The organism is Actinoplanes sp. G11-F43, assembly GCF_050589265.1.
Taxonomy (GTDB): Bacteria; Actinomycetota; Actinomycetes; order Mycobacteriales; family Micromonosporaceae; genus Actinoplanes.
The window spans coordinates 1-18,969 of the sequence record NZ_JBNZCE010000049.1 but is presented as its reverse complement, the minus strand read 5'-3'; the positions used below and the strand labels follow the sequence as shown (position 1 = coordinate 18,969).

Below are 18,969 nucleotides of genomic sequence, written 5' to 3'. Positions count from 1 at the left end.
GTCTACTGTGGCGTGATGCCGGACGGCTGGGGGACGGGCGACGTCGTGTTCGACACGTACCGGGTCGAGCAGGTGATCACCAGCGGCAACATGGGTGTCGTCTACCGGGTGCGGCACCTCGGGTGGGAGGTCGACCTGGCGGTCAAGGCCCCGCGGCCGGATCTGGTGGCCACCGAGTCCAGCCGGGCGCGGTTCGAGCGGGAGGCCGAGTCGTGGGTGGATCTGGGCCTGCATCCGAACACGGTGGCTTGCGCGTACGTCCGCCGCCATGAGGGTGTGCCCCTGGTGTTCGCCGAGTGGGTCGGCGGCGGCACCCTGGCCGACGCGATCGCCGGCCGGCGGTTCCGCGACGGCCCGGTGGTGGCGAATCTGCTGGATGTGGCGATTCAGTTCGCGTGGGGTGTGCGGCACGCGCACACCGCCGGGCTGGTGCATCAGGATCTCAAGCCGGCCAACGTGATGATCACGTCGGCGGGGGTCGTCAAGGTCACCGATTTCGGGCTGGCGCGGGCGCGGGAGCTGGCCGCCGAGGCCGGTCCGGCCCGGCCGGGTGGGACCCTGGCAGCCGGGTACGGCGGGCTGACCGAGGCCTACTGTTCGCCGGAGCAGGCCGCGGCCCGGCACACCACCGGTTCGCGGGCGGTCATGACCCGGGCCACCGATGTGTGGTCGTGGGCGCTGACGGTGCTGGAACTGTTCGCCGGGCGGCGGCTGACCGGGCACGGCCAGGCCGCGGACGCGGTCTTCCAGCGCTGGCTGTCACGGGCCCCGGAGGCCGCGCTGATGCCGGCCGCGGTGGCCGCGTTGTTGGGGGCCTGCTTCGAGCGCGATCCGGCCCGCCGTACGGTGCGCATGAATGATGTGGTCGAGGTTTTGAAGGCGGCCTACGCGGACGGCACCGGGCGGCCCTATCCTCGGCCGGAACCCTCGACGGCCCGGCTGCGAGCCGACGGCCTCAACAACCACGCCCTGTCCCTGCTGGACCTGGGCCGCCCGGAGCAGGCACGGGAGTCCTGGCGGGAGGCCCTGCGGGCGGTGCCGTATCACCAGCATTCCACCTTCAACCTGGGCCTGCACCAATGGCGGGCCGGTGAGATCACCGACGGTGACCTGATCGAGCGGCTGGACGACGACCATCTGCGGGGTCTGGTCCGGTTGGAGGGCGGTGACGTGCCGGCGGCGGCACGGCTGCTGGACTCGACGGCGCGGCCGGAGTTCCTGGCGGCGCTGCGCCGGGCCCGGGACGGCGACGACCTCACGCTGGACCCGCTGGACGGCGGAGCGACGGCGGTGGTGATCACTCCGGACGGCCGGTTCGCGGCGGCCGCCTCGGATTCCACCGTCCGGGTCTGGCGGACGGCCGACGGGAGCCCGGTGTGCCGGATCAGCGCGCCGGGCAGGGGTCTCGCGATCAGCGCCGACGGGTCGGTGGTGGCCCGCGCCGACCAGGTCTGGGACACCGCGACGGGGGTCCGGCGGGCACGGTTGGAGCCGGTCCTGGAGCCGAACGCGGTGGTTCTGAGCCCGGACGGCACGCTGCTGGCGGTGGCGTCCGCCGACAACGATCTGATCCTGTGGGAGACCGCCTCCGGCCGGGTTCGGCACGTGCTGCAGCGCCCGGCGCCGTTCGCCCCACGCGGTGACCGGGTGCTGCGGTTCAGCGCCGACGGCCGGGTGCTGCGTCTGACCCGGTCCGGGCAGCGGAGGGTGCTCAGCTGGGACACCGAGCGGGGTTTTCAGGTCGACGCCGAGGACGAGGCTTCTGCCGTCGTTCGCCGATTCGATCTGACCGCCGGCGGAGAGTTCTGGGATCGGACCGCGGGACGGCGGCTGCGGGTGTTCGACGACTGCCGGGTCGGTGCGCTGAGCGCGGACGGCGACGTGGCGGTGACCGCGGGCGGGAGTGTCCGGCTGCGGCGGGGCCTGACCGCCCCGACGGTGCGGGCGCCCTGGGCGCGGGACCGGCCCCGGTCACCGGAGTCGCTGGTCTCCGACGCCGCCCGGGTCCGCCGGCTCCTCGACGAGGCCGCCGCAGCACCGCCACCGGCGGCGGCCGCTCTGCTGCGGACGGCCATGTCGCTTCCCGGCCGCGAGCGGGACGCCGAGATCCTCGACCGGTGGGCGCCGCTGGCCCGGTCCGGGCGACGGACCGCGCTGCGGGACGCCTGGCCGGTCCGCGACCTGCCGCGGGAGGCGGCGAAGTCACTCCGGCTGGCCGGTGACGGGGGCACCGCCGTGCTGGTCCGGACCTGGGCGGTCGATGTCGTGGACATGCGGTCCGGGGCGGTGCGCACGGTGCTCGACGAGCATCGCAGCGAGATCCGGGACGTCGCTGTCGACACCGGCGCGGATCTGGCCGTCACCGCGAGCGCGGACCGGACCCTGCGGGTGTGGACGCTGTCCGACGGGGTCTGCCGGCACGTGCTCGACGCCCCGGGCCCGTTCGCCCGGTCGGTGCGGCTGGCCGCGGGCGGGCGGCTGGCCGTCTCGGTGCACGAGGACGGCGCCGTCCGTCTCTGGGATCCGCGGGCCGGGCGGGAGCTGGCGGCGCCGGCCCGCAGCGCGACCCGGGTGCTGCCCAGCGAGGACGGCACGGTGCTGCTGCTGGTCGAGCCGCACGGGCGGCTGTCGGTGCTGGATCCGTGGACCGGCCGGATCCGGGAGGGGCCGGGCGGTGCGGTGGACGATCCCGTCGCCCTGTCGGCGGACGGCCGGGTGGCGCTGCTCGCCGAGAACGGCGGCGGGGCTGTCTGGGTCTGGCACGTGGACACCGGAGAGTTCGGCGGCCGGATCATCGGGCGGTCGGCGATGCTGGCCGGCGAGCACACCGCGCTCACCATGACTCGTGGCGGGCCACTGCGGGTGTGGGACCTCGGCACCGGCCGGTGTGTCCGGGCGATCGGCGCGCACGTCACGAGCGCGCGGCCGGCCGGCGAGCGGTTCGTGCTGACCCGCGAGGACAGCGCGGAGATCCGGATGTGGGACCTGCGCGACGGCACGGCCGTGTGCTCGCTGGGCACCGGGGAGTCACTGCTGATGACCGGCGATCCCCGGTACGCGGTGATCGGCGACCGGCTGTGGGAGCTGAACTGGGATGTCGAGTTTCCGGAGGTGCAGCCATGACGGTGCTGGTGTGCAAGGGCGACGGGTGTGCCCGGCTGATCTCCGTCTCCCGGGTGCCCGGTGGGAACCCGACCGCGCGGGCCGATCCGGAGGGCTGGGCGACCGACTTCACCATGTGCCCGGCGTGTGAGGCGGCCTACTGTGACCGGTGCCGGGGGAAGGCGGCGGCCTGTCCGGTGTGCGGCACAGCCCTGGTCGGCTGGGCCGAGTACGAGCGGCTCCCCCGGGACCGGCCGCACCCCGCGGTCGAAGCGCACCGCCGGGGCCGGAGTCTGTACGAGTCGGATCGCCCGGCCGCGGCCCTGGCCGCCTTCGACGAAGCAGTGGCATTGCGGCCGGGCTATCCCGAGGCGCACCTCTTCCGCGGCTTCCTCCTGGAACAGCTCGGCCGCCCGGAGGAGGCCGCCGCGGCGTACGCCCGGGTGCTGACCGTCGAACCGGAGCACGCCGACGCACTCTTCCGGCTCGGCACCCTGCAGCTCGGCGGCGGACAGCTGGAGCAGGCGGTCCGCACCCTGGACCGGGTGATCGCGCTGCGTGGCTTCCGGGTCCCGGCGCGGCTCAACCGGATCGTGGCCCAGATCCGGCTCGGCCGTCCCGGGGACGCCCTGGCCGCCGCCGAGGCGCTGATCGCCGAGGCGGACGTCGCCGCCCGGGAGATGGCGGCGGCCGGATTCGACGAGCCCCGGATCTCCGAGCTGATGAACGCCGAGCACCCGACTCCCGGCGATCAGGTCAAGGCGTCCCTGCTGAAGGCCGCCGCCCTACTCGACCTCGGGCGCGCCGGCGATGCTCTGGAACTGCTGGACTTCCTGCAGCAGCGCGGTGTCGACACGCCGGAGCTGCACAGCAACCGGGCGGCCGCGCTGCGCACCCTGGGCCGTCCCGACGAAGCCGTGATCGCCGACCGGATCGCCCGAAGCATGCGGAGGGAACAATGACGCGGATCGCCCGTACCGTGATCGAGTCCGAGGTCTATGTGGGTTTGAACCCGTGTGGGTGCGGCGCCGGCACGCCACCCGGGCCGTCGGCCGCCACCGCACCGGACGGGCGGCCGATGCTCTGGCACGACGGGCCCTGCCCGCAGTGCGCGAAACCGTGGCCGGCGCCGTTCGGCCTGCCGCTGGACGTTCCGCGGTTCGGCACCACCTGGGACACGTTCTTCGGCGGGCCGGGGCCGTCCACACTGCTCGACCCCGGCGAATGGCTGCTGGTGGAGAAACAGCTGGCCAGTGGATCCATCCCGGCGCGGAACGCCGACGCGGCGACGATCACCGAATTCCGGAGCATGATCACGATGGCCACGGCGGCGATCAACGAGACGCTGAGATTCATCACCGATCCCAGCCAGTACGGCCTGGTCACCGTGGACGACTGCTGGACCGGCCGGGGCCGCGCCGAACTCACCGCCCGATACCGCGGCTACACGTGGCGGCGGCGGCTGGAGGCGTTCCGGGAAGGGCTGTCCGGCAGCCTGATGGAGTTCGGCGGGGGCCTCTTCGAGAACGTGCCGATCACCGGAGCGCTGACTCTCACCGGGCCCGGCCCCGGTGACGATGCGTCGATGAACCGGATGGTGGCCACCGGGCGGCGTCTCATGCGGTGACGGTTGTCCCGGCCCGCTCGTGCACCGCTGCCGCGACGACCAGATCCTCCCAGGCCATGCCGGTCGACTTGAACAGCACCGGCCGACCGGAAGTGATCAGCTCCGGGTCGGTGACGGCCCGGCGCATCGGGATCAGCCGGTCCGCGGTGAGGTGTCCTTCGGCGAGGGCGAGCACCACGTCACCCGCCTCCCGCAGCGCGGTGTCCACGTCCTCGACGATCACGTGCGCCCGCCCGAGCAGCGCCCCGTCGACCTCGCGGGCGTCCGGTTCGTGGCTGCCGACCGCGATGACCACCGCCCGGTCGCCGAGCAGCGCGGAGTCGAACAGCGGGGTGCGGGCGGTGGTCGCGCACACCACCACGTCCGCCGCGGCCAGCGCGTCATCGGCTTCGCCGCCGCCGGCCCGGACCACCCGGTGACCGGCGACGCGGGCCTCTTCCGGTCTGCGCGAGACGAAAACGACGTCCGATTGTGTACGCCCACCGCCCACCACCGCGTCGATCGTCTCCACGTGTGCCAGCCCTTGGGGCCCGGTCCCGAACACGACGACCCGCAACGGCCCGGCCCTCACGGTCAGCCACGGCAGCACGGCGGCGACCGAGACGGCGGGCGTCCGCAGCGTGGTCAGCGCCACCCCGTCGAGCAGCGCGACCGGACTCAACGTGACCGCGTCGAACAGCAGGTAGTGACCCTGGATCCGGGGCAGCCCGAGCCCGGCGTTCCCCGGAGCCACACTGACGATCTTCACTCCGGCGTGCTCGGCCCCGGAAGCAGGCATCAACAGCAGCTGCCCGTGCGCGGTGCCGACGACGACCCGCCCCGGATCGGCCCCGGGGTCGAGCCCACCCCGCAGAGCCGCCCCGATCACCTCGACGGCGTCCCCGGCCGCGAGCACCCGGCGGATCTCGTCCCCACCGATCAGTGGAATGGCAGCGCTCATGGGCAGATCCTCGCATCCGCCATGATCACCTACGTACGGCGGCTGTTTGGGGTGGCGTGAGCGGGGAAATCCTTGATCCATGCAGCCTATCGATCAGTTCGGGACCGTCACTGAGAGTTCGTTCGCCGCGCGGGTCGGGATGAGCGTGGTGGACTCCGCCGGGCACGATGTCGGCACGGTGAGTGCCGTCCAGGCGCCCGGTACCGATGTCCGCCCGGACGCCGTGGCCGGGGTGGCGGAGGTGCTGATGGGCACCGGATATCTCCGTGTCGACGGCACCGGCGCGCTGTCCAACGACGTCTACGTCTCCGGCGAGCAGATCGGCGACGTCACCGACGCGGTGCGGCTGACCGTGGCTCGCGCGGAGCTGCCGCGCGCGACGAGCTGACCCTCCTTCGGTCGTCTTTCGGTGCCGTCTGATGTGATGACGGCCCCGCGACTGAGGAGTCACATGCGTTACACCGCCACGACGGCACTGCTGGTCCTGTTCCTGGCCGGTTGCGGTGGTGGCGGTGACGCCGCCGGCACCTCACCGGCCGGCAGCCCATCGGCCGGCGGCCCACCGGCGGGTGCCTTGCAGGATGTGGCGACCGGCCTGGACGTACCGTGGGGCCTGGCCTTCCTGCCCGGCGGCGACGCGCTGGTCGCCGAACGCGACTCCGGCAAGGTCCTGCGCCTGCCGGCCGGTGGCGGCGATCCGGCGGAGGTCCGGACGGTCGAGGGGGTCTCCGCGTCCGGCGAGGGCGGTCTGCTCGGGTTGGCCGTCTCTCCAGCTTTCCCCGACGATCGACTGGTGTACGCGTACCTCACCGCCGAATCCGACAATCGCATCGTCCGGTTCCGTCTGGACGGCGGTGACCAGCAGGTGGTGTTCGACGGGATCGCCAAGGCGGGGGTGCACAACGGCGGCCGGATCGCGTTCGGCCCGGACGGCATGCTGTATGTGGGCACCGGGGACGCCGGAGACACCGAGAGTTCACAGGACCCGGACAGCCCGAACGGCAAGATCCTGCGCCTGACCCCGGACGGCGATCCGGCTCCCGGCAATCCGGTCGCGGGTTCGCCGGTCTACAGCCTGGGCCACCGCAACGTGCAGGGCCTGGCCTGGGACGGCGAGGACCGCCTGTTCGCCACCGAGTTCGGCCAGAACGAACTCGACGAGGTCAACCTGATCCGTCCGGGCGCCAACTACGGCTGGCTGGAGGTGGAGGGCGACGGCGGCACCGACGGCGGGCGTTTCACGAATCCGCTGCTCACCTGGACGACCGACGAGGCGTCGCCGTCCGGCATGGCGATCATCGGCGACACCGTCCATGTGGCGGCGCTGCGGGGTGAGCGCCTGTGGTCGGCGCCGATCGAGGGCGACCGCCTGGGCACCCCGACGGCCACTCTGACCGGCGAGTACGGCCGCCTGCGCACGGTCGAGGCCGCCCCCGACGGCACCCTCTGGATCACCACGTCCAACACCGACGGCCGGGGCGACGTCCGGGACGGCGACGACCGGATCCTGCGCCTGCCCGTCGGGTGAGGAACGGACGGTTCTACGGTGCCGGTGGTGGGGTGAGCGGGACGCGGGTCAGTTCGAGCCGGGTCGCCGCCGTCACCCGGCCGCCGGTGAGGAACACCTCGGCCGGGTTGGGGCGGCCGAGGAATCCGATCAGGCTGGCGGTCAGGCCGTACCCGCCGACGTTGGGGATGCGCAGGATCGTGCCCTCGGCCAGCGCCGGCACCTCGACCTCCCGGCCGAGCAGGTCGCCCGGGGTGCACAGCGGGCCGGTCAGGGTGGCGGTGCCATCCGGCACGCCGTCGACGCGCACCGCGAGCGGCAGCAGCCGGCCCAGCCCGGCCATGCCGCCCAGCGTGTTGATGCCGGCGTCCAGGACGGCGAACCGCCGGCCTCGGCTGTGTTTGACGGTGGTGATCGTGGTGAGCAGTTCGCCGCAGTCGCCGGTCAGGTACCGCCCGGTCTCCACGGCGAGCCGGGGGTGGCCGGTGCGCCAGGCCGGGAAGTGCAGGTCCAGTGCGCGTTCCAGCTCGCCTCGCAGTTTCCGGTAGTACGGCCGCCGCCCCGGCACCGAGTACGGTGCGGCGAACCCGCCGCCGATGTCCAGCACCTCGATCGGCACCCGGTGGGTGTCGCGGATCGCGGCGGCCACCGCGATGCTCTGGGTGGCCTCGGCGATCAGGCTGTCCTCGTCTCGGGCGTTGCTGAGCGGATAGAAGTGCAGTCCCACGACTCGCGTGCCGGGGGTGTCCAGCAGCCCGTCCATCACCTGCGGCAGGGTCTCCTCGTCGATGCCGAACTGCGACGGGGTACCGGTCATCCGGATGCTGGTGGTGGCTGCCGGGGCGGAGCCGTTGATCCGCAGCAGGCAGTCCGCGGTCACGCCGTGCCGGCGGGCCGAGTCGCCGACCCGGGTCAGGTCGGCGGGTGATTCGGCGGAGAAGGTCCGGACGCCCCGCCCGATCGCCAGGTCGATCTCGGCGGTGGTCTTGCCCGGTCCGCCGTAGAGGATCTCGCCCGCCGGGAAGCCCGCTTCCAGCGCGGACAGCAGTTCCCCGGTCGAGCACACCTCGGCCCGGCAGCCCTCGGCCCGGAGGGTGGCGCCGATCAGCGGGTGCGGGTTGGCCTTGAGCGAGTAGTAGGTGGTGAACCCGTCCGGCAGGGCATCGCGCAGGTCACGGCGGGCGGCCCGGAGGCGGTCGAGGTCGTAGACGTAGAGCGGTGAGCCGTACGCGTCGACCAGCTCTTCGGGGTTCAGCATCGATCCTCCCGGGTCAGCTCGGCGGAGGCCCGGGCGGTGAGCGCCCGGCGGTCGACCTTGCCGTTGCTGTTCAGGGGCAGCGCGCCGAGGTGCCGGTAGAACTTCGGGACCAGGCCGACGGGCAGCGATTCCCGCAGGTGCCGGGCGATCCGGGCGGGCGGCGACGGTTCGCCGGTGTAGTAGACAAACAGCCGGGGTTCGCCGTCCACCGCGGGTGCGACGGCGACCGCGCCGGTGACCCCGGGGCAGCCGTCCATCGCCGCGCCGACCTCGGCCAGTTCGACCCGCCAGCCGCCGATCTGCACCTGGTCGTCGGCCCGGCCCAGATAGGTGAGTTCGCCGTCGGGCCAGCGCCGTACCCGGTCGCCGGTGCGGTAGTAGCGCCGCCCGCCGTGCTCGGTGAAACGGCCCTCGTCGTGGCGCGGGTCGAGGTATCCGGTGCAGACCTGCGGGCCGGCGACGGCCAGCTCGCCGTCGGTGTGGTGCGCGCCGCCGGCTACGGTCACCGGTTCACCGTCCGGGCCGAGCAGCAGCGTGTCGTGCCCGTCATGCACCGGGCCGATCGGCACGGATCCGTTCACGCCGCGGGCGGTGGACGCGGGTGACAGCCGGTGCCCGGCGATGGTGACGGTGGCCTCGGTGGGGCCGTACAGGTTCTCCACCGCCGAGGCGGGTGCGGCGGCGGCCCAGTCGATGGCGTCGGCCAGGCGCAGCGCCTCGCCGGCGAAGAGGCTCCAGCGCAGGCCGGGCAGCGCACCGGGCACCAGTGCGCCGGCGGAGCGCAGCACGCCGATCGCGCTGGGCACGGAGAACCACACGCTGAGCCGGTGTTCGGCGGCGAACCGCGGCAGCGCCCGGTAGCCGGCCAGTGGGATCGGCACGATGGCGGCACCGTTGCCCCACGCGCAGAACATGTCGAACATGGCGCAGTCGAAGGTGAGGTCGAAGGTCTGCGAGAAGACGTCTTCGGGGTGGAAGTCGTACCGGGCGTCGATCAGGGCGAAGTAGTGGGCGGCCATGCCGTGCCGTACCGGAACGCCTTTGGGTGTCCCGGTGGAGCCGGAGGTGAACAGCAGGTAGGCGACGTCGTCGGGGGTCGCGGGCCGGGGTGCGGCCAGCGCCCGGTCCGGGCGTGCGGCCAGGTGGCCGGGGCCGAGTACCGGCAGGCCGCCGGCCGGCAGATCGGGCAGGAGTGCCGCGCCGTGCTCGTCGGCGATCATCGCGGTGACGCCGGCCGCCGCGAGGGCCCGCCGGACCCGTGCCGGCGGATGGTCCGGGTGCACCGGCACCACGGTGGCGCCGGCGTAGAGGGCGGCGAGCACACCCACGTACGCCTGCTCGCTCTTGTGCGCCAGCACACCGATCGAGCGCGGCGGTTCCGGCGACCGGTCGAGCAGGGTGCCGGCCCAGGTCAGGGCCGTCTCGTGGGCTTCGGCGTAGCTGATCGACCGTTCGCCGAGTGTGATGGCCGGCCGGTCGGGGGCGGTGGCCAGTCCGCGCAGGAACCGGTCGTGCAGGGCGCTCACCGGTCAGGCGTCGATGGAACGCAGCTTGCTGAGCACTGTCCAGAGCGATCCGGGTGTCTCGAACGTCTCCCGGCTCAGCGCGTCGTCGACGAAGGCCACCTGGTACTCGCTCTCCAGGGCGGTCAGCAGCTGGACGATGCCGAGGGAGTCGAGCCCGAGACCGACCAGATCGGCGCCGGCGTCGAGCGGGTCGCCGGCGGGCAGGAAGGGCAGGTGACTGCGCAGGATCTGCTCGAACTGCGGGTCCATGACGGGTCCTCTCGACCAGCAGGTCGCCGGAGCCGGTCCGGCGCGTACCGGAGAAACTGTCCGTCAGCGCGCCGGGCCGGTAATACCCCTACGGACCCCTCTCGTTCCGGTCGGCACGTCAGCGTGGGCCGCCGGGCCGCGCTCGCCGGGCGGCCCGGACCAGGGCCAGGATGACGAGGACGGCCACCACCGCGACGGCGGCGGCCAGGTAGGAACCGGTCACCTTCGCCGCCACCATCGCGCCGATCGCCAGGAAGGTCAGCAGGGAGCCGATCGACAGCACCGAGCCGATCGAGGCGACGGAGGCTACCGAGGCGATCGAGCCGATCGACAGGATGGACAGGATCGACCCGACGGAGGCGACCGACAGGACCGAGTCCTTGGAGTAGGCGCTCAGGATCGAGCCGGTCGAACGGTAGGACAGGAACTGCCGGGGGCGACGGGTGTCTTGGTTTGACATGGGCTCATCCTCGCAAAATCAGGTGGCGCGAGACAGGGACCGACAACGTCCACATCGGACGTACGGGTGGAGCCGGCCGAGAATTCGCAGGTCAGGATCATCACGCCGGGTGGTGGTTGATTTCCCGGATCCGCCGATCAGTTGATCGGATCGGTCAGTCGGCGGGGCACACATTCCGGGGGGCCCGAAACGCATTTCGAACAATAGGGGTACGTTACGGGTTCATGTCCCGCCGGCGGCCGGTGAAGATATTCACTGCGAGGTAGTTCTCGTCCTGCCAGTCGGAGGGAACGACGATGACCACATATTCCGAGAATGACCTTGACGGCACCGTTGCCGTCCAGTTGATCGGTGGTCCGGCTGATCTTCCTGAAGAACTCCGGTCCCAGCACATGCGACCCGAGGAGTACAAGGTCAAGATCCCCTACTACGGCGGCTACGAGCATTTCGAGCGCCGCGGTGAGACGTCCGCGACGGAATCGCCCGTGCCGCTCTACTGGACCAGGAGAACACGCATCGCGGAATGACGGTCGTCGCCGGCAGCCCCCGCTCGCCGCGACCGGTCCGGAACCGGCGGCTCCCGATGGGGGCCGCCGGTTCCGTCTGTCCCGGTCAACCCAGGGACACCGGTGTGGTGAACTCACCGACGGCCTCGCGGACCGCGGTGGCCACCGCCGGCCACTGCGCGGTCAGGTAGAAATGGCCGCCCGGGAAGGTCCGCAGGTCGAAGGCCCCGGTGGTGTGCCGGCTCCAGGCGCGGACCTCGGCGAGCGGGGCCCGGGGGTCGGCGTCGCCGGTCAGGACGGTGATCGGGCAGGTCGGCTCGGTGCCGGGCCGGTGCCGGTACGTCTCGATCGCCCGGTAGTCGGCACGCAGCGACGGCAGGATCATCTGGACCACCCCCTCGTCGTCGAGCAGGGCCGCCGCGGTGCCGCTGAGATGGCGGAGTTCAGCGAGGATGGCCTGGTCACCGCGCTGGTGCACGTTCTCGCCACCGGCGATCGACGGCGCGCGGCGGCCGGAGACGATCAGGCCGAGCGGCGGGGCGCCGTCGTTCTCCAGGCGGCGGGCGATCTCGTACGCGATGACCGCTCCCATGCTGTGCCCGAACAGCACGAGCGGCCGGTCGTTCCACGGCCCGAGTTCGGCGTGGATCAGGCGGGCCAGCTCACGCAGGTCGGTCAGCGGTGGCTCGAAGCGCCGCTCCTGCCGCCCGGGGTACTGCACGGCGAACACCTCGGCGGCGTCACCGATCGGGATCGCGAGGGGACGGTAGAACGAGGAGGAGCCACCGGCGTGCGGCAGGCACAACAGCCGCGGTCCCCGGCCGTGCGGGGCGCCGAATGCCTGAAACCATTTGTCGGTGCGTTGACTCTGCGACATTTCCGTCCCTTGGTGAGAGGTCGTGGGATCACCCGTCGGAGACACATCCACGGAATGGATGTTCCACCCATTCGACGCTATCCGGCCCGATTATCGGCCCGCACCCCGTGCCCGCCCCTACTACGACGGATGAATCCACCCGCGCCACTGGCGTATTGTTGGCGGGCCATGACTGAGATAACGCTGCTGCTCGTCGATGACCACCCGATCGTCCGAAACGGACTCCGCGGCATGTTCGACTCCACCCCGGGATTCACCGTCCTCGGGGAGGCGTCGAGCGGGCCGGAGGCGGTGGAGTCGGTCCACCGCCTCGATCCCGACGTCGTCCTGATGGATCTGCGGATGCCCGGCGGTGGCGGCGCCGAGGCGATCGCCGAGCTGACGCGCCGCCGTGCGCGGGCCCGGATCCTGGTGCTCACCACCTACGACACCGACGTCGACACGTTCCCCGCCATCGAGGCCGGGGCCACCGGCTATCTGCTCAAGGACGCCACCGTCGAGGAGTTGCTGGCCGCCGTGCGGGCCGCGGCCGAGGGCCGGACCATACTGTCGTCGGCCGTCGCGTCCCGGCTGTTCAACGCGGTCCGCGCGCCGGTGGCGCCGGCCGACAAGCTGCTGTCGGACCGGGAGCGCGAGGTTCTCGTGCTGGTCGCCCGGGGCATGTCCAACCGGGAGATCGCGGCGAAGCTGTTCATCAGCGAGGCGACGGTGAAGACCCATCTGACGCACATCTACACCAACCTGGGTGTCCGGGACCGGGCCGCCGCCGTGGCGACCGGCTACGACAAGGGCATTCTCGGCCGGCCCTGACCCGGGCCGAGGGCGGGCGCGGTGACGCGCATGGTGGTGGGAGCGGGGCGGCGCTCGGCCACCAGGTGCCGGAACTCGATGCCGTGGCGATCGGCGCCGGCGCCGGGCAGCGCGGCCAGGCAGTCGCACGCGTCGCCGGTGAACCCGGCGAAGCGGTAGGCGATCTCCATGATCCGGTTACGGTCGGTGGGCCGGAAGTCGGCGGCCAGGTGGACACCCGCCGCGGCGGCCGCGTCGATGAGCCGGTCGAGCAGGACCGAGCCCGCCCCGAAGGAGACCACCCGGCACGAGGTGGCCAGCAGCTTCAGGTGCCATACCCGCTCGTGGTAGCCGATCAGCAGCACACCGACCGCGCCGTGCGGGCCGAACCGGTCGGTGAGACTGACCGCGAGCACGTCATGGCCGGGGTCGGCGAGCAGGGCGCTCAGGTCGGATCCGGAGTAGTGCACGCCGGTGGCGTTCATCTGGCTGGTCCGCAGGGTGAGTTCCTCGAGGCGGGCCAGGTCGGCGTCGTCGGCGCGCTGGATCTCCATGACGAGGTCGAGGGAGCGCAGGAACGCCTCGTCCGGGCCGGTGAAGCGTTCGCGTTCGGCGGTCCGCCGGAACCCGGCGTGGTACATCTCCCGGCGGCGGCGGGCGTCACTGGTGACCACCGGGCTGAACTCGGGCAGGCCGGCGAGCGCCGTGGCACGCTCCGCCGGGTAGCAGCGGACCTCCGGGTGGTGGTAGGCGACCTCGGCCTGCTCGGCCGGCTGGTCGTCGATGAAGGCGATCGTGGACATCGCGAAGTTCAGCCGGTCCGCGATCGCCTTGACCGACTGGGACTTGGGGTGCCAGCCGATCTCGGCCAGCACGAAGTACTCGGCGATGCCGAGGTCGCGCAGTCGCTGCCAGGCGTGGTCGTGGTCGTTCTTGCTGGCCACGGCTTGCAGGATGCCCCGGCTGTCGAGTTCGGCGATGGTACGGCGGATCTCCTCCGGCAGGGCGACCTCGGGATCCTCCAGCAGGGTTCCCCGCCACAGGGTGTTGTCGAGGTCCCAGATCAGGCACTTGATGACGGTGGGCGCTTCGGGCACCTGTCGCTCCTTAGATGGTGTCGAGGGCGTGCCTGGCCAGGATCAGCTGGGAGATCTCGGTGCTGCCCTCGATGAGTTCCATGGCCTTGGCGTCGCGGTAGGCACGGGCCACCACGTGACCGTCGGTGAACCCGCGCGAGGCGAGCACCTGCACGGCCGCCGACGCGCCGCGGGCGGCGTGGGTGGCGGCGACCTGCTTGGCCAGGACGGCTGTCACGGCGGCGTCCGGCGCACCGGCGTCCCACCGGTCCACGGCGTGCCGGCAGACCTGGGTGGCGATCCGTTCCGCGGTGTAGATCTCGGCGAGGTGCCGGGCGATCAGCTGGTGGTCGCCGATGCGGGCGCCGTTCTGCTCGCGGGTGCGGGCGTCGGCGGTGGCGGCGGCCAGGCAGGCTCGCAGGATGCCGGCACACCCCCAGGCGACGGACATCCGGCCGTACGACAGGGCGACGGTGAAGAGCAGCTGCAGTGCCTGCCCGCCACCGCCCAGGATCGCCTCGGCCGGGAGCCGGACGTCGTCGAGGACCACCCGGCTGTGGGTGGCGGCGCGGCAGCCCAGCGGGTCGCGGACCGGTTCCACGTGCACGCCGGGTGCGTCCGCCGGGACCACCGCCACGGCACCGTCGGGGCCGTCGCCGAACCGTCCGAAGACGAGGATGTGATCGGCGTACACGGCGCCGGTGATCCAGGACTTCTCGCCGGAGATCAGCAGGTCCCCGGTTCCGGCACCGGCCGGCCGCACCCGGGTGGCGATGCCGCCGAGGTCGGAGCCGGCGCCGGGCTCGCTGAAGGCCACGCAGGCGAGGTCCCCGCCGGTGAGCCGCCCGAGATAGTGCCGGCGCTGATCCCGGTCGCCGAAGCGCAGCACGGTGGTGGCGGCGATGCCCTGCACGGTCATGATGCTGCGCAGCGAGCTGCACCGGGCGCCCACGTGCGCGGTCAGTTCACCGTTGACGAGCCGGCCGGCGCCCGGGCCGCCGAACCGGGTGGGGACCTCGGCGGCCAGCACCCCGGAGGCGCCGAGCCCGCGCAGCAGGTCGAGCGGGATGCGCCCGGTGGCGTCCCAGGTGGCCGGGCCGTCGCCGACGAGGGCGTCGATCGCGGCCGTGTCGATCGTGGCGGTGGCGGCCGTCATGCGCCTGGGCTCCCGGCCCCGGGCGCACGGAGCCGCAGGACCATCGCCGCCATGGCCCGTACGCTGGTGAAGTTCTGCCGGGACAGGTCGGGTCCGACGATCTCGATGTCGTACTCGTCCTCGAGGTGCACCACCAGTTCCAGGGCGAACATCGAGGAGATCACCCCCGTACCGAAGAGGTCCTGTTCGGCGGTGGGTTCGGTGCCGGTCCGCCCGGCCAGGAACGCGGTCAGCTCCTTCTCGACCGCCGAGCCGTCGGCGTTCACCAGGGTCATCAGATCTGCCTTTCCGTCACGGATTCGTAGTCGTAGAAGCCGCGGCCCGATTTGCGGCCGAGATGCCCGTCGCGGACCTTGCGCACCATCAGCTCAGCGGGGGCGCACTCCGGGTCGCCGGTCCGTTCGTGCAGCACTCGCAGCGAGTCGACGAGGTTGTCGATGCCGATCAGGTCGGCGGTTCGCAGTGGCCCGGTGGTGTGCCCGAGGCAGCCTTCCAGCAGGCCGTCCACCACCTCGGCGGAGGCCACACCGTCCTGCACGAGCATCGCCGCCCGGTTGATCAGCGGGTGCAGCAGCCGGTTGATGACGAAGCCGGGCGCGTCGTTGACCACCAGCGCCTCGCGGTTCAGGGCGCCGAGCAGGCCGTGGACCGACGTCATGGTGGCGTCGCTGGTCGCCGTGCCCCGGATCACCTCCACCATCCTGATCAGGTAGGAGGGGTTCATGAAGTGCACACCGACCAGTTCGTCGGCGCGCCGGACCCAGCCGGCCATCTCGTCCACCGGGACGCAGGAGGTGTTGGAGATCAGCGGGGTGCCCGGCGGCACCAGGGCGGACGCCTCGGTCAGCACGGTGCGTTTGACGTCGGCGACCTCCACCACGGCCTCGATGACGGCGGTGGCGCCGCCGACGGCGGTGAGCGCGGTGGTGGTGGACAGGGTGCCCGGTTCGCGGCCGGCCGGCAGGGCGTCGAGCAGCTGGGCGTGTTTGTGCTTGTGCCGGATCGTCCGGTGGGCCGCGGTCAGGATCTCGTCGTCGACGTCGACGAGCGTGACGTCGATGCCGTGGCCGAGCGCGAGCACGGCGATGTTGGTGCCCATGACGCCGGCGCCGACGACGGCGAGACGGTACGGCGTGGCCCGGCCGTTCGGTGTGTCGGTCATCGGTCCTGCCCTCCTTGGGGGCTGAGATGCTCGGCCAGCCAGGCCTCGACGGCCCGGGCGGTGGTGTCGGCGTGTGACCCGATCATCGAGAAGTGGTCGCCCGGCACGGTCCGCGGTGTGACGTCGCCGGAGAGCGGCCAGGGTGCCCGGGTGTGGTCCGGTGCCCCGTCGTGGCGGATCAGCAGGGTCGGCAGTTCCCCGGCGTGCGGCAGGTGGTCGCGCCAGTCGAAGGCGTAGTAGTGCGCGAAGGCGGTCAGCCAGTCATCGCCGCCGATGCCGTACGCGTCGGTGGTGTCGCCGTTGTTGGCGAGCACCGCGGCGGGCAGCCCGGCGAGCAGTTCGTCGGGGACGCCGGCCCGGTCGGGCTGGAAGGTGTCGATCAGGACCAGGCCCGCCGGCGGGCGGCCCCGGGCGGTCAGGCGGACGGCGAGCGCGTGCGCGGTCAGCCCGCCGGACGAATAGCCGACCAGCACGTACGGACCGGTCCCGGTCTCCGCCTCGACGGCGGCCAGGACGGTGCGGGTGTAGAGGTCCAGCAGTGCGCAGGGCCCCGCGGCCAGCGGCTCGCCCGGCACGTATCCCGGGACGGTGGCCGCCACGATCCGCCGTGCGCCGTGGAGGGCGTGCGCCAGCCGGGCGAACTCCTGGGCGTCGGCGGACGCGCCGAACGACGGCAGGCAGATCAGCATCGGGCCGGCCGCACCGTCCGGGCCCCTGCTGATCGGCACCAGCGGCGCGGCGGCGGTCAGCTCGGCCGGATCGGTGAAGGACGGGCGGAACGCGGCCAGCCCGGTGATCATCCGCATCGCGTCCGCGCCCCGGCCGGCCCGGTGGGCCCGCTCGTACAGCGGTGTCAGGGACTCCGCGGCGACCGGTTCGCCACGTTCCCCGTCGGGTGCGGCGAGGGCGAACCGGCGGGCGACCCGGACCGCTCCGGCGGTGTCCTCGGTGAGGCGTTCCCGCAGGTGGGCGGCGGCTTCGGCCGGGGTGGGGTGCTGGAACACCAGCGCACCGGGAAGGCTGAGGCCGGTGACCCGGGCGAGCCGGTTGCGGACCTCCACGGCGGACAGCGAGTTGAAGCCCTGTTCGAGGAATGTCACGTCGGGCTGGACCTCGGCCGGGCCGGCGTAGCCGAGGACGGCGGCGGCATGCTCGCGGACCACCTCCAGCAGGATCGACTCCTGTTCGAGGACGGACGGGGCCGAGGTGAGCCGGCCACGCAGCGCCGTGGTCTCCGGGCTGGTGTAGGAGGTGTCCGGTGTGGTGTCGGTCTGCTGCGCCGCCACCGCCTCCGGCAACAACGACAACAACCGACTCGGCCGATGCAACATATACGTCGCCACAAACCGATCCCAATCAACATCCGCCACCACCAAATGCCCCAACCCCTCATCCAACGCCACACCCAAACCCTCAACAGCCCGCTCCGGAACCATCGCCCGCACCCCCGAACCAGCCACCCACTCACCACCCTCACCAGCACCCATCCCCCCACCACCCCACAAACCCCACGCCACCGCCGTCCCCACCAAACCCACCCCACGACGACCCGCCACCAACGCCTCCAACGCCGCATTCGCCGCCGCATAACCCCCCAACACCCCAGAACCCCACACCGCAGCCCCCGACGAAAACACCACAAACGCGTCCAACACCACACCACGCTCCACCGTCACCTCATGCAAATTCACCGCCCCCACCACCTTCACCTCCAACGCCGCCGCCAACTCCCCCACCGACAAACCCACCACCGGCACCCCATGCTCCACACCCGCCGAATGCACCACCGCCGACACACCCACCCCCGACCCCTCCACCCAATCCAACAAACCCCCCACCTCAGACCGCACCACCACATCCACCGACACCACATCCACCACCACACCCGACAACGCCAACTCCGCCACCAACCCCGCCACACCCACCGCACCCGGACCCGACCGCGACACCAACACCACCCGCGACACCCCACGCCCCGCGAACAACCGCGCCGCACACCCACCGATCAAACCCGTCCCACCCGTCACCAACACCGCACCACCCGGCACAAAACCACCCGACACCCCACCACCCGACACACCCCGATCCGCCCGCACCAACCGCCGACCGAACACCCCCGACGACCGCAACGCCACCTGATCCTCACCACCAAACCCACCACCCAAAACCCCCACCAAACCCCCACCCAACCCCTCATCCAAAACCTCACAACCCACCGGAACATCCACCAACCCACCCCACACACCCGGCAACTCCAACCCCACCACCTGCCCCAACGCCCACACCTGAGCACCCACCACACTCGGCACCTCACCACCCGACACCGCAACCCCACCCCGCGTCACCACCCACACCGGAACCTCCAACCCCACATCCACCACCGCCTGCACCACACCCGCCACACCCACCAACCCACCCGCAACCCACTCACAACCCGCCACACCCACCTCATCCAAACCCAACAACGACACCACCCCACCCAAACCACCAACCCCACCCACCACACCCGCCAACACACCCCGATCAACCACACCCGACACCTCAACCACCCTCACCTCAACCCCACAACCACCCAACACACGACCCACCTCACCCGCCAAACCCACACCCGACCCCGAACACACCACCAACCACACACCCGACAACCCACCACCCGACACCCCACCCAACAACTCCCAACCAACCCCATAACGCCACCCCTCAACCCCACCCACCACCGCATACTCCGGCCAAA

Annotated in this window: 18 protein-coding genes and 1 pseudogene; 7 read left to right on the top strand and 12 right to left on the bottom strand. The window is 72.1% G+C overall.

The features are described from left to right. Window positions 1–15 precede the first annotated feature (15 nt). From ACQ0O7_RS40160 to ACQ0O7_RS40150, 3 genes are read left to right on the top strand one after another with little or no spacing between them, the layout of a single operon-like run. Window positions 16–3,123: a WD40 repeat domain-containing serine/threonine protein kinase gene (locus ACQ0O7_RS40160; RefSeq protein WP_430790797.1), complete on the top strand. Its 3,108-nt coding sequence runs from the start codon at window positions 16–18 to the stop codon at window positions 3,121–3,123. Then, window positions 3,120–4,064 carry a tetratricopeptide repeat protein gene (locus tag ACQ0O7_RS40155; protein WP_430790795.1) on the top strand — a complete coding sequence of 315 codons (945 nt, stop codon included), beginning with the start codon at window positions 3,120–3,122 and terminating at the stop codon, window positions 4,062–4,064. The genes ACQ0O7_RS40160 and ACQ0O7_RS40155 overlap by 4 nt, the downstream gene beginning before the upstream one ends. After that, the gene (locus ACQ0O7_RS40150) at window positions 4,061–4,729 is read left to right on the top strand and encodes a hypothetical protein (protein WP_430790793.1); all 669 of its coding nucleotides are present in this window, start codon (window positions 4,061–4,063) and stop codon (window positions 4,727–4,729) included. Before ACQ0O7_RS40155 ends, ACQ0O7_RS40150 begins: the two co-directional genes overlap by 4 nt. On the opposite strand, the gene ACQ0O7_RS40145 is transcribed toward ACQ0O7_RS40150, so the two are convergent. Then, window positions 4,719–5,669: an ornithine cyclodeaminase family protein gene (locus tag ACQ0O7_RS40145; RefSeq protein WP_430790791.1), complete on the bottom strand. Its 951-nt coding sequence runs from the start codon at window positions 5,667–5,669 to the stop codon at window positions 4,719–4,721. The genes ACQ0O7_RS40150 and ACQ0O7_RS40145 overlap by 11 nt on opposite strands. Window positions 5,670–5,748: 79 nt before the next feature. Between ACQ0O7_RS40145 and ACQ0O7_RS40140 the strand changes: the two genes are divergently transcribed. Both ACQ0O7_RS40140 and ACQ0O7_RS40135 read left to right on the top strand, forming a co-directional pair. Further along, window positions 5,749–6,057, top strand: coding sequence for a hypothetical protein (locus ACQ0O7_RS40140; RefSeq protein WP_430790789.1), 309 nt, complete (start codon window positions 5,749–5,751; stop codon window positions 6,055–6,057). Window positions 6,058–6,120: 63 nt separating this feature from the next. Continuing rightward, window positions 6,121–7,197 (top strand): PQQ-dependent sugar dehydrogenase, encoded by a 1,077-nt coding sequence (locus ACQ0O7_RS40135; protein WP_430790787.1) that lies wholly within the window; start codon window positions 6,121–6,123, stop codon window positions 7,195–7,197. Window positions 7,198–7,210: 13 nt separating this feature from the next. Here ACQ0O7_RS40135 and ACQ0O7_RS40130 read toward each other — a convergent pair whose 3' ends face one another. The 4 genes from ACQ0O7_RS40130 to ACQ0O7_RS40115 form a co-directional block, all read right to left on the bottom strand. Further along, complete coding sequence (locus tag ACQ0O7_RS40130) at window positions 7,211–8,434, bottom strand: type III PLP-dependent enzyme (RefSeq protein ID WP_430790785.1); 1,224 nt, start codon at window positions 8,432–8,434, stop codon at window positions 7,211–7,213. Continuing rightward, a complete protein-coding gene (locus tag ACQ0O7_RS40125; protein WP_430790783.1) occupies window positions 8,428–9,960 on the bottom strand; it encodes an AMP-binding protein in 1,533 nt (510 codons plus the stop codon). The genes ACQ0O7_RS40130 and ACQ0O7_RS40125 overlap by 7 nt, the downstream gene beginning before the upstream one ends. A 3-nt stretch (window positions 9,961–9,963) precedes the next feature. Next, window positions 9,964–10,209 (bottom strand): phosphopantetheine-binding protein, encoded by a 246-nt coding sequence (locus ACQ0O7_RS40120; protein ID WP_430790781.1) that lies wholly within the window; start codon window positions 10,207–10,209, stop codon window positions 9,964–9,966. A gap of 118 nt (window positions 10,210–10,327) precedes the next feature. Next, window positions 10,328–10,669 (bottom strand): hypothetical protein, encoded by a 342-nt coding sequence (locus ACQ0O7_RS40115; protein ID WP_430790779.1) that lies wholly within the window; start codon window positions 10,667–10,669, stop codon window positions 10,328–10,330. 296 nt (window positions 10,670–10,965) lie between these two features. Between ACQ0O7_RS40115 and ACQ0O7_RS40110 the strand changes: the two genes are divergently transcribed. Then, window positions 10,966–11,196, top strand: coding sequence for a DUF5988 family protein (locus ACQ0O7_RS40110; protein WP_430790777.1), 231 nt, complete (start codon window positions 10,966–10,968; stop codon window positions 11,194–11,196). Window positions 11,197–11,281: 85 nt separating this feature from the next. Here the strand turns inward: ACQ0O7_RS40110 and ACQ0O7_RS40105 are convergent, their stop codons facing one another. Beyond that, window positions 11,282–12,052, bottom strand: coding sequence for a thioesterase II family protein (locus ACQ0O7_RS40105; protein ID WP_430790775.1), 771 nt, complete (start codon window positions 12,050–12,052; stop codon window positions 11,282–11,284). A gap of 168 nt (window positions 12,053–12,220) precedes the next feature. On the opposite strand from ACQ0O7_RS40105, the gene ACQ0O7_RS40100 reads away from it, so the two are divergent. Beyond that, window positions 12,221–12,862 (top strand): response regulator, encoded by a 642-nt coding sequence (locus tag ACQ0O7_RS40100; protein ID WP_430790773.1) that lies wholly within the window; start codon window positions 12,221–12,223, stop codon window positions 12,860–12,862. Here ACQ0O7_RS40100 and ACQ0O7_RS40095 read toward each other — a convergent pair. The 6 genes and pseudogenes from ACQ0O7_RS40095 to ACQ0O7_RS40070 form a co-directional block, all read right to left on the bottom strand. Further along, window positions 12,832–13,938: an HAD-IIIC family phosphatase gene (locus ACQ0O7_RS40095; RefSeq protein ID WP_430790771.1), complete on the bottom strand. Its 1,107-nt coding sequence runs from the start codon at window positions 13,936–13,938 to the stop codon at window positions 12,832–12,834. The genes ACQ0O7_RS40100 and ACQ0O7_RS40095 overlap by 31 nt on opposite strands. A 10-nt stretch (window positions 13,939–13,948) precedes the next feature. Then, complete coding sequence (locus ACQ0O7_RS40090) at window positions 13,949–15,073, bottom strand: acyl-CoA dehydrogenase family protein (RefSeq protein ID WP_430790769.1); 1,125 nt, start codon at window positions 15,071–15,073, stop codon at window positions 13,949–13,951. Continuing rightward, entirely contained in the window at window positions 15,070–15,348 is a 279-nt protein-coding gene (locus ACQ0O7_RS40085; RefSeq protein ID WP_430790767.1) for an acyl carrier protein, read from the bottom strand. Before ACQ0O7_RS40085 ends, ACQ0O7_RS40090 begins: the two co-directional genes overlap by 4 nt. Next, complete coding sequence (locus tag ACQ0O7_RS40080; protein ID WP_430790765.1) at window positions 15,348–16,235, bottom strand: 3-hydroxyacyl-CoA dehydrogenase family protein; 888 nt, start codon at window positions 16,233–16,235, stop codon at window positions 15,348–15,350. Before ACQ0O7_RS40080 ends, ACQ0O7_RS40085 begins: the two co-directional genes overlap by 1 nt. After that, window positions 16,232–17,542, bottom strand: coding sequence for a thioesterase domain-containing protein (locus ACQ0O7_RS40075; RefSeq protein ID WP_430790834.1), 1,311 nt, complete (start codon window positions 17,540–17,542; stop codon window positions 16,232–16,234). The genes ACQ0O7_RS40080 and ACQ0O7_RS40075 overlap by 4 nt, the downstream gene beginning before the upstream one ends. A 201-nt stretch (window positions 17,543–17,743) precedes the next feature. Then, window positions 17,744–18,262, bottom strand: a pseudogene (locus tag ACQ0O7_RS40070) (SDR family NAD(P)-dependent oxidoreductase); the annotation flags it as partial. Window positions 18,263–18,969 lie beyond the last annotated feature (707 nt).